We start from the raw sequence: 12,211 nt of genomic DNA on the forward strand, positions 1-12,211 counted from the left end.
CATGCAGAGAATTTCCAGCTGGACCGATCTGGTCGCGGCCCTAGGCCTCTTTCGTTACGGCAGCGTAACCGGCGGGGTCGCCCCTACACCACTCAAGGCGGAATGGCTGAACATGGTGCAGGAAGAGTTGGCCAATTTTATCCTGGCTTACCTGCCCGAGCTGGATGCCAATGACAACACGCAGCTGCTCAAGGCCATCCAGGCCTTTGGGTCAAACTACCCGCTGAAGGCCACCACCTTGGCCGGCTACGGCATTCTGAATGCCTACACCAAGCCGGAGACCGATTGGCTGTTGTCGCAGAAAGCCAACAACGCCATCACCTTGGCCGGCTATGGCATTGGCGATGCCTACACCAAGCCGGAGACCGATTGGCTGCTGTCGCAGAAGGCCAACAACGCCATCACCTTGGCCGGCTATGGCATTGGCGATGCTTATACCAAGGCGGTGATCGATGTCGCCTTGGCCACCAAGCAAGACAAAAACACCGCCTTGATGGCGGCCAATGGCTGGCGACTCGATAAGGCCACCGGGCTACTGGAACAGTGGGGCAATGGCTATTGCCCGGCGGATACCACCACCGCGCCGATCAACTTCCCCACGCCCTTTGCCGAGGTCTACAACTGCTTCGGCAACAAGGTCACCACTAACGCCATTGACAGCGATGGCAACGGTGCCGGCGCGTTCGCCACCAGCGCGACGCAGTATCAGTTGTTCAATGATACGAATCTTATGGGGGTCACCGTGCATTGGCGCGCGTTCGGTAAAGCCCCTGGTTACTAAGCCTTTAAACACAAGATTTGCATAACCCGCTTCTGCGGGCTTTTTTATGCCTGGAGAAACTGAATGACTGATATTTCAGCGCTGGAAGCGTATGCCGGCCAGCTGTCGGAGGCGGCCGCCCGATCCACTGCCGCTTCGGAAAAGCAGCATCGCTATATTCACGGTTCCGACCAGGAGGACGTGGGCACTGAGTCGGGGCCGGTGCCGAGCATTGCCAAACAGGCGCGGTTGTCGGCGGAGCAGACCGCCGGCTTGTCAGCGGTATTGGCTGGCCCCGGCGGCGCGGGGGAGCTGGGGTGTATTCGAACACCCTTGGCCTTGGCGATTGACGGGACCGTCGCCAAGAAGCTGTCCCAAGCCCAAGTGGACATTTGGGAGTTCTCTCACTTGGTAACCTCACGCCCGGTGCCGAATGATTTCGGCACGTGGGACTGGACCCCGGCTTTTGAAGCCTCTCGCATTGTCTTGGGCGCCTATGGCGGTGGTGTCCTGACTTTTGGTCCTGGCGGCGTGTACCAGGCATTGGATATCCGCCTGGATCGATCTATTTTTTTCGATGGTCGGGGCGTTAATGCCACTGAACTGAAACAGATCGCAGGCGCTAACCGGGACTTCATCAAGTCGGAAAATTTTGATGTATTGACCGGTACGGGTTTGACCGTCAATGACCCCCGCGTCCCCTCCTGGATGGGGCTTAAGGATATCCGCATCAACGGCAACCGTTACCACGCGACAAACAACCCCACCGGTAATGTTTCCGGCGTTCCCGTGAAACTGTACGGTCCTTCGATGGTCCTTGCCGGCACTGTCCTTATCTACGACGGCGCGGGTGGCGGCTTGTACACCGAGGACTCTACCAGTGCCTCGGGTACCAGCTGGCGCGGTCAGGAAGAGGGCAAGTTCGGCAACATTATCTGTCGTTCTAATGGCGGCTTTGCCGGCTGGCATTGCCGCGGCCCACATAACACCAATGCGGATAGCGTCATCTGTTGCTTCAGCGACGGCTGGAACTTCTACTCGGAAGAGTCGGCCGTGTACGGTGGCAGCTTTGACCGCATTGGCCTGCTGCACTCCTACGCCGGTGGTCGTTCGGCCTCCCCGGCATTGGATACCGGTGTCTACATCGGTTCGATTGCCCGCATCGATAACCTGGTGGTCGATGGCGACAACTGTGTTTTGCAGGCCCACGAAATTCAGATCGATAAGTTGCGGGCGTACAACATCGGTGGGCAACAAGACGGGGTCGTGGTCAACGGGAATAACTGCTCGATTAGTCACATGAACGGGATCGTTTGGTCGTCCTCGGTGGGCAGGACCGGGCTGATCGTCAATGGCGATAACGCCATGATTAACGGGGTGCTGACCACCAACAACCCGGACAACGAAGGGATGGTGGTTAACGGCTCGGGCAACACCACGAACGTCAACGTGAAGAACTTCAGTGCGCCGGGCCGCACCGGTCTGAAACTCAACGGCATCGGTAACGACGTTAAGGGCGACATTCGCAACTGTGCGGTCGGGTTCAACTATCTTTCCGGGACCGACAATCGGGTCGACTTGAGCATTGTGACCACGGTTGGACAAGTGGCTGTCACTGGGCTGGGTCCGCGATCCGCGGACAGGATGAACATTCGTAGTCGGGGCAACACCATCGGGGGCTGCAAGACGAACCTGCAAACCGCGCCAGTGGCCATGGATATTTCGACCTATACCATTGTCACTATGGCGCATGGCCTGCTGTATACGCCGCCACCTAGCGCCGTGCGCGTCAACTGGTTGACCAGTTCGCCGGACTCGTCGGTCTGGTCTGCGGCGATGCTGCGCGTGGTGACCACGACCGCGACCGATGTGGTGGTGGGCTACAAGCTGACCGCCGCCGCCCCTGCAGGGACACAGGCCCGCATCGGTATCACAATCGATCTAACCTAATGCGCCCATGACCTAGGGCGCTCCGCCTTGGACCAAAGAAAAAACCTGCTCCTCACCTCACGGCAACTGCTGCCGGTCCTCGCATAAGCCGGCACCGAAGCCGGCTTTGTTCCCACTCATGTGGAGTGCTTTTTTTCCAATCGGCGAAAGCTGACTCCAAACTGTAGGTGTAGGTGTAGCCGTTTTCTAATAGAAAGGTGGGTAACACGTTGTTTGATCTTGCCAGTTTTTTAACTCTGACGGGACTGAAAGGATGTTGTATTCCAAGTGGGCGAGCAATGGTATCGATACAGTGAGCGGCGGCCAGTAACAGCCTGAAGGGCACTGAAGGCACACGCCTTTTAATATCGGCTACGGCGCACACCGAATTCACATAGTCCTCTATGGAAGGGCCAGGGTTCATGGTCATATTGAAGAGAGAAAAATTCAACTTGTTATGTTTCTGTTGAGTCAACACCCATAACATAGCAATGCATAGTTCTTTAACATAGGTGCCCGCTTTTCTGGTTGAGCGGTTTCCGGTATAGACGAAGTATCGATTTATAACCGACTTAACCAATCGAGAAACGTTGCCGCCTTCGCTTGGGCCAAAGACCACGCCCGGGCGAACAATGACTAGGTGGCGTGTCTGTTGGTTGGCCGCCAGCCACACTTGGTGGATCTTCTCGGCCGCCAGTTTTGATCCGCCATAAGCCGTGGTAGGCGCAGGCAAAGAGCGCTCGTCTTTAATTTGCTCGCTCGGGCCATACGGGGCAATGGAGCTGGTGAAAATCATATTGTGGCAGTTTACTTTTTCAGCCCAAGCGCAAACATGCTCAGCGCCCAGTAGATTCGTTTCGTAATACTCGAAATCTTCATGGCCAGGCTCCCGGTGTACCGCCGCAAAATTGGCGATGAGATCAATACGCTCTGCCGGAATCCAGGTTATAGGGTGTCTAACGTCACCGTTGACTTCTTCTATATATGGAATCTGAGAAATTAACGTTTTCCGATAGGGGAAGGGCTTTTGATCGATCTGCTCTTTGTCATACAAGTAAACCTTATCAACCGTTTTTGACTCGATTAAATGCTTGGCAAAGAAAGTGCCAATAAAGCCAGAGCCTCCAAAGATCACCGCGCAGTTCATATTTATCCTTGAATAAATAAAGTATCAGTTATCCGCACTGGTGCACGGCCCCGCGTCCTCAATTCTTGGATCTTAGCAATTCTGGCCCGCGCGCGGTGGGGTGACCCCGTGGGTGTGGACTAGACCGGCAGCCTAGGTGCGCCTTGACCTTCTCTAATCGGGGGCTGGGGTGCTACAGGATCTATCCGATAAAGGGAGCCCAGCGAAATGACGTGCTCGGGTAGAGTGCGCGTCAATCAATGCCGCAATGCCACCACTGTTTATCTATCCAGTATTGGGCGATTCTAGATAGAATCGTCGCCCTTGAACGACTGCTGTAGGAAGGAACCCCCGATGTCGAATATGCCCTCTGTAAACCCTTTGATCAAAAGTGACCAAGCGTCTACTATCGACGCGATAAATCAGTACGTTGCGTGGTTGTGCATTCAGAAAGCCAACGACGATCAGGCGCACCCAGGCGAGTCGCTGCAACTGGAGACGTTGCGGCAGGCCCTTGTTTCGCTAAAGATTGTGTAAATTTACACTAATTGTGGACGACTAAAGATAGGCGCGTTATTCTGAGCGCCGTCAGCCCGAAAGGGCACAGCAGTAAGAAGAATTAGAAAGTTTTCGGCAGGCTTAAAAAAGAAAACCCCCGACCTTGGCGGGACGGGGGCTTCTGGTGATCAGCACAAAAAGGCTTCACTACCGGGCAGGTAGAAGTCTATTAGCTGATCACCGCATAAGCAAGCCCTAGCCATTAGGGATGTTTGGATGATCGGCGAAGCCTCGACAGAAGGCCGCCCCGGTTTCATGCGGGGGCGTATAGATTTGCAGCCCCTGGCCTGCGCCTTGCGCCTGGCCCTGGTTGTCGGTGGCCCGCTATGAAGCGCGTCAAGGCAACCGTTCATCACCTCCCAAGCTCTCCGGGGTCGGCGGCCTACAACGGCCTGTCGGTGGTCCCGGTCAATGCCCCGCCAAAACGCCTCAAGCGTGTCGATCGTTCGGCACAGCCACGCCGGCCGCGCGCCCTGACCGACGCCCAGCGCCGCACCTTCCTGGGCACGGCCGCCGAGCGTGTGCGCGAAGAAGCCAAAGACCGCCAATGCAAGTGGCTGCGCGACTTCGACAGCTTCCAGGCCAGCGGCTACCGCACCAGTCAAACGCGCTGGGATTCCCTGGCCGAGATCATCGAGCCGATTTTGGCGCGCCTGGACATTGCCACCCTGGTGCTGGGCTACATGGACAAGGCCGGCGAATTTCGCCTCAATCGTCAGCGCGGCCTGGCCGAAGACACCACCCTGCAAGAGTGGACCGTCTCGCGCCTAATGGGCGCCCTGGAGGCGTCGAAGATGGTCTACCGCAAGCACCGCCGGATCTGCCATAACGGCCGCTTCTGGATCACCCGCACAACGATCAACATCCGGCCGCGCTTCTTCATCCAGCTCGGGCTGGGTTATCAGCTCGCCGAAGCGCGGTCGCAGAAGAAGGCCAAGCGCAAGCAACTGCTGGCCACCTTCGGCAAGCAGCGCGCGGACGCGCTGATCAGCAACGCCGCTGACCGCGAAGTGCGCAAGAGTTCGCACGTCAAGGCCCAGGCCGCGCGCCGCCGCCAGGAAGCGCTGGCGCAAGCCAAGACCGCCGAGGATAAAGAGCGCGCCCGTGCGGCCGCCTGGGTGGCATTCGTCGCCGAGCCTGATACTCAGTCGCTATCGATGCCCCAGCGCATCAAGCTGTTCAATCAGCGACACCCCCACCTCTAAGCCCCGCTACACCCGGCACCGCCCAACGCGGTGCCTTGTTACGTCTGGACATCAGGAAAGCCCTCAGCGGGCGGCCAGGCGCTACAAATCCCCCTCCGGAAGCCCCCTTTCCCCCTTCGCAAGTATTCCGCACCCGATAAAAAATCCTCGAGCGCACGCCGGCATCTATAAGGCTTTTATAAATCTGCAAGTTTCTATGTGTAGTGGTACCGCAAGGCATAAAGAAAGAGCCTTTAAAGCTCATGAACCGTGCCAGGTGTGCATGACGTACTGACGAAATAAATATGACTGCCCACTTCGCGCCTGGAGGCGCGGGGCAAGTGGCACCCCTCTGCGTCGGCACCGCCGCCGTTCCTTCAGTGAGGCGCCTTCCAGTCGCTGTGGGCCGGTCCAGCACCGCGCACGACTCAAGGCCTGGTCAACGGCCCTTCGCTTCTTCACGCGCCGCCTGCGGCCTGTCCGTCGCGCAAGCGCTCCAGTCACCAGTGAAGGGGGTCGCCTGCGATTTTTGTCTGCCTGCGGGCTACTCAGCGCCTGCCTGGGGCGATTGCCGACAACGGCCGGGGCGTTGGCGCTCTGCGCCATGGGGGCGTCAGACGTTCGCCCTGAAGGCGTTCCAGCCATGAGCCACCCGCCAAGAGCTACGCCCGGCCATTTTGGATTGGATAACGAATTAACGAATTGACGAAATAACGAAAGACAAATAAGGTTCATCCCAAGGCCGGGCACTACGCCAAGGCCGTTATCCGGGGTTGAACCGATGACCAAGCAAGCACCGCATGTGGTCGCCTTAAAGGCGGCATTTTTCGAGCGTTACGGCATCCAGCTCAATGCACGCATTGCCGGCGGATCGCAACGCGATTGCCTGGTGCTGGTCGTGCCGGCGTTCAGAAAGCGCGCTGAGGTGGACCGGGCGCAGTTGATAGGCATTGGCATTTGGCTAGAGGCTCAAGGCTATTATCTGTGCGAGGATTACGGCCGTGTTGGCTTGTTGGCTTCGCCGTCTGGCTGGACCTGCTGGAATGCCGGCGTGTCGGTCAAGGTGCGGCCCGGTCCTAACTTGATAACGAAATAAAGATTTAACGAAAAGACGACAATCCGCCGGCCCTGCCGGCGGTTTAGCATTGGAGGCTAAGGGATGTTTGCGTTACTACTGCGTGACGGGTCACGCACGGAAATCGAGGCGCCGGATTTGTGGGAGGCCATGCGCGCGGCGCTGCGTCTTGATGCGGCGAAACTGGAAATGCCCGGCGACCCGCCGCGCTCGATGACGGCCGATCAAGTGCGCCAAGAGTTGGCCCTGGATCGTCCCGGGTTGTTCGACGCCTATGCCCCTGGCTGGCAGTCGCCGAGCGCGGCCGAGTTCCGCGAGTTGCTGCGGGTGGCCGAGTTGTCCGCCAGCCAGGCCGGCATGCTGGTCGGCGTCGACGGGCGCAAGATCCGCAAGTGGGCCGGCGGTGAAGTCGAAGTGCCCTATGCGGTGTGGCGCCTGCTGAGCATCTATGTCGGCCTGGCGGCTGCGCCCAGTCAGGTATATAACGAATTAACGAAATAACGAATTGACGAATTAACGAAATATATCTAAAGTCTGCTCCAAGGCCGGGCATTAAGCCAAGGCCAGCCCCCGGAGCAGACCCGATGATCACCGCGCAACACTCGGCCCGCATGCAGCAAGTGGCCAACCAACTGCCTACCCCTCGTTTGATTGAGGCCGTCCGTTTGATGGGCGGCGCTGTCTTGCCGCCTGCGGAAAACATGACCCGTGCCGCGTTGCTGACGGCCTATCAGGCGCGTGAAGGCGACGATGCTGTCGATACGCTGATGGACGAAATCGGACTTTAAGGAAGGAGCCCCGGCCGTTGGTCGGGGCGCACAGTGGAGTGCCCTCGATGGCTCGCAAGAAACCCATTCAATATGTCCCTCGGGAAGAACGCCCCGAGTTCCTGGCCTTGGTTGCCGAGCTGGTCAATGTCCTGCCCGAACAGTTCCCTGCTATCGCCAGGCAGTGCGCCGAGAAATATCACGACGCAGTTTTAGCCGGACATGTCGAGGTGCTGGACCAAATGGAAATGGCCTATGCCACCCTGGTCTACAGGCTCAACGGCGATACTCTGCACGGCTGCAAGGCGAGCAGTGAAAGCGCCTTTTATGTGCTGGAGCGGGCGTTGGCGGCCACACCGGGGCAGGTGCCGAACTGGGGCCAGGCTGGCGAGTTTCTGCTTGAAGTCGACGGTCTGCGCGTGCGAGTGGTACTGACGTCGAACATGCTGGGGAATCACCGGTCCTGCGATCTGCATGTGGTGGATCTTGACAAGCCGTTTATCAGCACCACGGGTTATCGCTCGGCCAGCCTGACCGTAACGCGCAGCATCGGCGAGACGGTCGATCAGGCGGCGCGGCACATGGTGCTGGACATGATTCAGTCGGAGGGTAAATTGAAGCCCGTCGAGGCCGATGCCTGGGCGCGCCTTCATCCCGAATACGCCCCTGGCTGGCTCGCGGATGCCTTGGCTGGCGTTCGACCTGACGGTCAGCTGGTCATGTTTGGCGATGCGCCGAAAGCCTCGGCGGCCAAGGTGCCGATGAGCAACGCCGCGCGGCAGAAGGCGTTGCGCGAGCGGCGCAAAGCCAAACAGCTCAAGCCGGTGATGCTGACCGAGACGGAACGGCAGTGGCTGGATCGGCTGCGCGAGCAGGGCGGGGGCGCTCCCGTCCAGGGCGGTGATGGAGACTTTGCCACCCTGGAAGTCACCGATGCGTGCCTGCAGCCCGTGTGGGAAAAACTGCCCACGGACTTTGCCCGGTGCGCCACGGCGCTGGGTTTGCTGCGGCAGCGTAACAACCAGCACGCCGAGCTGGCCCACGCCGTCGAAGTGCTGCAAGAACGCCTCAGAGCGGCCGGCTTGAGCGACTGCATCAACGACAATAAGCAGCAGTGGAATTGGAACACCTGCCCATTCGTGGACTACCGGGCCACCAGCGCGCCGGAATACATGGAGCGCCTTTCCCGCAAGCTCTCCCCCGCCGATGACCGCGCCGAACTGGCCCGGCGCATCGAACACCTTGAAAAGGAGCAGACGTTGTTGGAGGCTGAACGCAACAAGGCGTTTTCGGCCAACCGCACACTGACCGAGCGCCTGCGCCGTGCCGGCCTGCCCACCGACTACCGACCGCAGCCGGGCGAATAACCCGGCGTTACCCATAACGAAAGGAACCCCCGCCATGCGGCCCGAACTGAACGACGCCCAGGTGCAAGCCGGTGCCCGTCCGGGCGAAAGCTGGGACGCGGCGCGCCGACGTCTGACTGAGCAGCGCGACCGGCTGGCCACGTGGCCGCGCCAAGTGTTCCACTGCGCCTGCTGGGAGCCGCGCTGGAGTCAGTTCGGCATGGGGTGGGTCGTGGAAGATCCGCGCATGGGCATTCGTCATGACTGCGACGATTGCCACGACCGCAATGCCACCTATGAAGAACCTGTCGACGACCACCCTGGCGCCGATTACACGCTGGCCGGGCCGGTCGACGAGTGCGAAGGCCTCGACGGCCAGCCCATCGACTGGCAACCCGGCGAGCTGGACGCCGAGCGTTACCCCTAACGAACCGAACTGAAAGGAACCCCCGCCATGACCGACCCCGCAACCGCTGCCGTTACGCGCATGCAAGCTATTGGCACCGATGACCCCGAGTGGCCCGCCGTGCAGGCCGGGTATGACTTCGTCGAGACCGTGCAGCCGCTGGCTGAGTTTTCGGGGAGTGTGCCGCGCTGGCTCGGCTATGTAGTGCGCGCCGCGTTTGTGGCGGGGGCCAAGTGGCAGCGCGAGCAGGACGCCGCCAAGGCCCAGGGCGAGTAAGCTGCCGCGTTACGAGTAACGCCGTTTATGTCAAATCGGCCCCCACACTAAGCCAAGGTGTGGGGGCCTTTTTTTGTGGGCACGGATACCAGACCCCCTAGGGCTGGCGTACCATGCCCCCACCGTCTGGTTTTAGACACAGCCCGCCACTTAGCAAAAAAGGAGATCCGCCCATGCCGGCCCCTGCCCTGCGTGACCTGACCAAACCGCTGCTGGCCTTTTGGGTCGGTGACGACGACATCTATGCCGCCGAGGACGAAGCCCAGGCGGTGACGCTGGCCAACGCCATCGCCGGCCCCGGCGCCTACACCCTGGACGATGTGGCGCCGGTGTCGGCCGAAACGCTGGACGACCGCCTGCGCGACGACGAAGGCCGGTTGGCCTGGACCCTGCGCGGGTTGCTGATGGACCAGACCGAGCCGGGCTATCTGGCCGGGTATGAACAGTGAGTTTCCCGTATGTCGGCCCGGTCGACGTGGTGTTGATCGATGCCAGCGGCGCCGAACACGTCGAGCGCTTTGCCGCCACGCTCAACGAAACCATGCCCGGGCTGTTTGCGCTGAGTACTCCGCACAAGCTGCCGGCGGCGCGCGGTTCGCACACGATCTGCGTCACCCTCGACGATGGCCGCTCGCTCGGCGGCGATGTCGGCTACGTCGGCGACTACGGCCTGACCTTCAGCCGGCCCCGGGGCGCGGCATGATCGGCGACGGCATTCAGGAAGAGGTGTTGCGCGCCCTGGTGCAACAGCACGCGGTGCGCGAATGCGTGGTGGCCAAGGTCGACGGCGGGCCGGACTGGGGCCTGTCGATCCGTTTGGGTGGCCCCAACTCCCGATTGGTGCCGGTGCGCTCGCGGCGGGAGAAGGTGCGCACCTGGGCCAGCCTGACCGCCGTGGGACGCTTTGCCGATGGCATCGGACTCAGGGGGTTTAGCGTGGAGTTGTGAGCGTTACCCGTCACACGGACAGAAAAAAGCCCCGTCGAGTGCGGGGCTTTTAGTTTCTGTCGGGCGGTTACTTAGTGCGCGGCTCGATCAGGTCTTTCAGGTCCGTGACGTCTTTACCGTGACGTTCCATGTACTCAAGCACGGCGGCAATCATGACGCGCGTGGAGGATAATTTGTGCTGGTGGGCAAAGTCGTCGAGCGCATCCTTAAAGCGGCTTTCGGGCTTGAAGTTCAGCGGTACGCGCTTATGTGGATCGGTTTTTTCGGTCGCGTTACCAAGGACGGGTGAAAGGTCGCCGCGCTTAGGTGGGGCGCCTTTGCCGGCGGCGTTGGATGGCTTCTTTACAGTGGCGACCATGGGTAACACTCCAATTCGTTAATTCGTCAATTCTTTAATTATTTAGACAGCTTGGTCAGTAAGCTGTCAATCGCGGATACCAGGCTATCCGCTTGTTCGCGTGGCCCGGCGAAATGCGTTTCGACTATCGACATGCCGGAATCCTGGGCGCGGCGATAGCAAATTTGCTCATAGAGCGAGGGTAAAAGCGTGTACTCGGTTTGCAGCAAATAGCTGCGGCACTCGACTAATTCTTTGTCGCTGTCGCCTACATGGTTTAGCACCAAGGCAATACGGGCAGGGTCTACGCCGTGTTTGTCGACCAGTGTATTAGCCAGGCGCACGGTCGGCCGCATATCGGTCTTGGCCATGCCGGTGGGCAGAATAATCAGGTCGCAAGCCTTGGCCAGTTCGGCGGTCATGGTCGAGGCCAGAGGGCGCCCATCGAAGATGGTTAGGTCGTATTTCTCTGACGCCTTGAGGGCGCTGGCTGCGGTGCCGAAAGCCTGGACATTGACCGGGGCCAGCTTTTCATTTTGCAGGCGGTCGAGCAGCCATTCGTAGCTGGATGATTGGTCGATATCCAAGTCGGCCAACAATACATCCCAGCCGCCTAGGGTGTAAGTCACCCCAAGCGCTTCGCAAATAGTTGTTTTGCCGACGCCGCCTTTCTGAGAAAAGACGCCCATTCGCTTGCCCATGTGAACCCCCGGTTAATTCGTCAATTCGTTAATTCGTTAATGCCAGGCGAGTATAGGCCGCCCCGGGTCGAGGATCAAGAAAATAACGAATTAACGATTTAACGAAATAACGAAAGGTTAAGCGTGGGCAATGTAGCGCGAAGGTGGGCCGCCGGCCGAAGCCACGGCGGTGCGCACGGTGCGCGAATGTTCGGTGAGGGTGCGGCTACGACGCTGCGAGCGCGGCCGGTTGAAGTCGGTGTCGACTTCCAGGGCGGCCATCACGCAAAGCATGAGGCAAAGCGCCTGGGGGACGAGAACCCCCAGGGTGAAGCCGCGCGTGATCATGTGCGCTTTGTTCTTGGCGCCCAGCTTGCTCAATATGTTGCGTTCGACCAGGCGCATGCCGGCATCATCAATTTGCAGTTCCTCGGCAATGATTGGCGTGGGGAAGCCTTCGGCGGTTTTGACCAAGACGAACAGTTCATTGTCCGTCAGGTTCTGGCCGGGGTAGCCGATCACTTCTTCGCCGTGGATCTGAACGCGGGCATTCATGGGGGACGCTTCCTTGCGATGGGGGAGGGGGTTACTGGCTAGCCAGGTCGATTTTTAACGCTTCGACCTGGCGACGGAGTAGGCCCAGGGTGTCGGCCATGGCTTCCATGTGATCCAAGGTGACGTTGTTCTGGTCGATGCAGTACAGCGCCATGTGCTGCATGGTGTGCAGAAGCGAGGACACTTCTTTAACGGCTGTCACGCGTTGTTGTTGGATGATCAGCGCGCCGGGTACTTCGGCGAGGCGTTGTGGGGTGTGTGGGG

The 12,211-nt window shown here is 59.6% G+C and carries 17 protein-coding genes; 12 read left to right on the forward strand and 5 right to left on the reverse strand.

Annotation, left to right across the window (positions count from 1 at the left end; genetic code table 11):
- Position 1 precedes the first annotated feature (1 nt).
- Together AC1RS8_RS27725 and AC1RS8_RS27730 are read left to right on the forward strand one after the other, a co-directional pair.
- On the forward strand, positions 2 to 781 hold the full coding sequence (locus tag AC1RS8_RS27725; protein ID WP_493164216.1) for a gp53-like domain-containing protein: 780 nt from the start codon (positions 2 to 4) through the stop codon (positions 779 to 781).
- A gap of 63 nt (positions 782 to 844) precedes the next feature.
- Positions 845 to 2,710 carry a hypothetical protein gene (locus AC1RS8_RS27730; protein WP_493164218.1) on the forward strand — a complete coding sequence of 622 codons (1,866 nt, stop codon included), beginning with the start codon at positions 845 to 847 and terminating at the stop codon, positions 2,708 to 2,710.
- A 52-nt stretch (positions 2,711 to 2,762) separates the two neighbouring features.
- Here the strand turns inward: AC1RS8_RS27730 and AC1RS8_RS27735 are convergent, their stop codons facing one another.
- Positions 2,763 to 3,836, reverse strand: a complete 1,074-nt coding sequence (locus AC1RS8_RS27735; RefSeq protein WP_493164220.1) for an NAD-dependent epimerase/dehydratase family protein — start codon at positions 3,834 to 3,836, stop codon at positions 2,763 to 2,765.
- Positions 3,837 to 4,699: 863 nt separating this feature from the next.
- Here AC1RS8_RS27735 and AC1RS8_RS27740 point away from each other — a divergent pair.
- The 10 genes from AC1RS8_RS27740 to AC1RS8_RS27785 all read left to right on the forward strand — a co-directional run bounded on the left by AC1RS8_RS27740 (position 4,700) and on the right by AC1RS8_RS27785 (position 10,375).
- Positions 4,700 to 5,578, forward strand: coding sequence for a hypothetical protein (locus AC1RS8_RS27740; protein ID WP_493164222.1), 879 nt, complete (start codon positions 4,700 to 4,702; stop codon positions 5,576 to 5,578).
- 760 nt (positions 5,579 to 6,338) lie between these two features.
- Positions 6,339 to 6,653, forward strand: coding sequence for a hypothetical protein (locus AC1RS8_RS27745; protein ID WP_493164224.1), 315 nt, complete (start codon positions 6,339 to 6,341; stop codon positions 6,651 to 6,653).
- A gap of 63 nt (positions 6,654 to 6,716) precedes the next feature.
- The gene (locus tag AC1RS8_RS27750; RefSeq protein ID WP_493164226.1) at positions 6,717 to 7,133 is read left to right on the forward strand and encodes a helix-turn-helix domain-containing protein; all 417 of its coding nucleotides are present in this window, start codon (positions 6,717 to 6,719) and stop codon (positions 7,131 to 7,133) included.
- Between the two features lie 83 nt (positions 7,134 to 7,216).
- On the forward strand, positions 7,217 to 7,420 hold the full coding sequence (locus AC1RS8_RS27755) for a hypothetical protein (RefSeq protein ID WP_493164228.1): 204 nt from the start codon (positions 7,217 to 7,219) through the stop codon (positions 7,418 to 7,420).
- Between the two features lie 47 nt (positions 7,421 to 7,467).
- The gene (locus tag AC1RS8_RS27760) at positions 7,468 to 8,766 is read left to right on the forward strand and encodes a hypothetical protein (protein WP_493164229.1); all 1,299 of its coding nucleotides are present in this window, start codon (positions 7,468 to 7,470) and stop codon (positions 8,764 to 8,766) included.
- Between the two features lie 34 nt (positions 8,767 to 8,800).
- On the forward strand, positions 8,801 to 9,172 hold the full coding sequence (locus tag AC1RS8_RS27765; protein WP_493164231.1) for a hypothetical protein: 372 nt from the start codon (positions 8,801 to 8,803) through the stop codon (positions 9,170 to 9,172).
- A 27-nt stretch (positions 9,173 to 9,199) separates the two neighbouring features.
- On the forward strand, positions 9,200 to 9,427 hold the full coding sequence (locus AC1RS8_RS27770; RefSeq protein WP_493164232.1) for a hypothetical protein: 228 nt from the start codon (positions 9,200 to 9,202) through the stop codon (positions 9,425 to 9,427).
- Positions 9,428 to 9,600: 173 nt separating this feature from the next.
- Complete coding sequence (locus tag AC1RS8_RS27775) at positions 9,601 to 9,876, forward strand: hypothetical protein (protein WP_493164233.1); 276 nt, start codon at positions 9,601 to 9,603, stop codon at positions 9,874 to 9,876.
- Positions 9,873 to 10,130: a hypothetical protein gene (locus AC1RS8_RS27780; RefSeq protein ID WP_493164234.1), complete on the forward strand. Its 258-nt coding sequence runs from the start codon at positions 9,873 to 9,875 to the stop codon at positions 10,128 to 10,130. The genes AC1RS8_RS27775 and AC1RS8_RS27780 overlap by 4 nt, the downstream gene beginning before the upstream one ends.
- Complete coding sequence (locus tag AC1RS8_RS27785; RefSeq protein WP_493164235.1) at positions 10,127 to 10,375, forward strand: hypothetical protein; 249 nt, start codon at positions 10,127 to 10,129, stop codon at positions 10,373 to 10,375. The genes AC1RS8_RS27780 and AC1RS8_RS27785 overlap by 4 nt, the downstream gene beginning before the upstream one ends.
- Before the next feature lie 67 nt (positions 10,376 to 10,442).
- Here the strand turns inward: AC1RS8_RS27785 and AC1RS8_RS27790 are convergent, their stop codons facing one another.
- The 4 genes from AC1RS8_RS27790 to AC1RS8_RS27805 form a co-directional block, all read right to left on the reverse strand.
- The gene (locus AC1RS8_RS27790) at positions 10,443 to 10,733 is read right to left on the reverse strand and encodes a hypothetical protein (RefSeq protein WP_493164236.1); all 291 of its coding nucleotides are present in this window, start codon (positions 10,731 to 10,733) and stop codon (positions 10,443 to 10,445) included.
- A 38-nt stretch (positions 10,734 to 10,771) separates the two neighbouring features.
- On the reverse strand, positions 10,772 to 11,413 hold the full coding sequence (locus tag AC1RS8_RS27795) for a ParA family protein (protein ID WP_493164237.1): 642 nt from the start codon (positions 11,411 to 11,413) through the stop codon (positions 10,772 to 10,774).
- Between the two features lie 117 nt (positions 11,414 to 11,530).
- A complete protein-coding gene (locus AC1RS8_RS27800; protein WP_493164239.1) occupies positions 11,531 to 11,947 on the reverse strand; it encodes a LuxR C-terminal-related transcriptional regulator in 417 nt (138 codons plus the stop codon).
- A gap of 31 nt (positions 11,948 to 11,978) precedes the next feature.
- A partial coding sequence (locus tag AC1RS8_RS27805; RefSeq protein ID WP_493164240.1) for a hypothetical protein occupies positions 11,979 to 12,211 on the reverse strand: 233 nt, incomplete at its 5' end.

It is taken from the genome of Pseudomonas sp. GW821-FHT12A04, assembly GCF_058807755.1.

Coding starts and splice junctions, on each gene's coding strand:
- AC1RS8_RS27725 (WP_493164216.1), top strand. CDS start 2: ATGCAGAGAATTTCCAGCTGGACCGATCTGGTCGCGGCCCTAGGCCTC.
- AC1RS8_RS27730 (WP_493164218.1), top strand. CDS start 845: ATGACTGATATTTCAGCGCTGGAAGCGTATGCCGGCCAGCTGTCGGAG.
- AC1RS8_RS27735 (WP_493164220.1), bottom strand. CDS start 3,836: ATGAACTGCGCGGTGATCTTTGGAGGCTCTGGCTTTATTGGCACTTTC.
- AC1RS8_RS27740 (WP_493164222.1), top strand. CDS start 4,700: ATGAAGCGCGTCAAGGCAACCGTTCATCACCTCCCAAGCTCTCCGGGG.
- AC1RS8_RS27745 (WP_493164224.1), top strand. CDS start 6,339: ATGACCAAGCAAGCACCGCATGTGGTCGCCTTAAAGGCGGCATTTTTC.
- AC1RS8_RS27750 (WP_493164226.1), top strand. CDS start 6,717: ATGTTTGCGTTACTACTGCGTGACGGGTCACGCACGGAAATCGAGGCG.
- AC1RS8_RS27755 (WP_493164228.1), top strand. CDS start 7,217: ATGATCACCGCGCAACACTCGGCCCGCATGCAGCAAGTGGCCAACCAA.
- AC1RS8_RS27760 (WP_493164229.1), top strand. CDS start 7,468: ATGGCTCGCAAGAAACCCATTCAATATGTCCCTCGGGAAGAACGCCCC.
- AC1RS8_RS27765 (WP_493164231.1), top strand. CDS start 8,801: ATGCGGCCCGAACTGAACGACGCCCAGGTGCAAGCCGGTGCCCGTCCG.
- AC1RS8_RS27770 (WP_493164232.1), top strand. CDS start 9,200: ATGACCGACCCCGCAACCGCTGCCGTTACGCGCATGCAAGCTATTGGC.
- AC1RS8_RS27775 (WP_493164233.1), top strand. CDS start 9,601: ATGCCGGCCCCTGCCCTGCGTGACCTGACCAAACCGCTGCTGGCCTTT.
- AC1RS8_RS27785 (WP_493164235.1), top strand. CDS start 10,127: ATGATCGGCGACGGCATTCAGGAAGAGGTGTTGCGCGCCCTGGTGCAA.
- AC1RS8_RS27790 (WP_493164236.1), bottom strand. CDS start 10,733: ATGGTCGCCACTGTAAAGAAGCCATCCAACGCCGCCGGCAAAGGCGCC.
- AC1RS8_RS27795 (WP_493164237.1), bottom strand. CDS start 11,413: ATGGGCAAGCGAATGGGCGTCTTTTCTCAGAAAGGCGGCGTCGGCAAA.
- AC1RS8_RS27800 (WP_493164239.1), bottom strand. CDS start 11,947: ATGAATGCCCGCGTTCAGATCCACGGCGAAGAAGTGATCGGCTACCCC.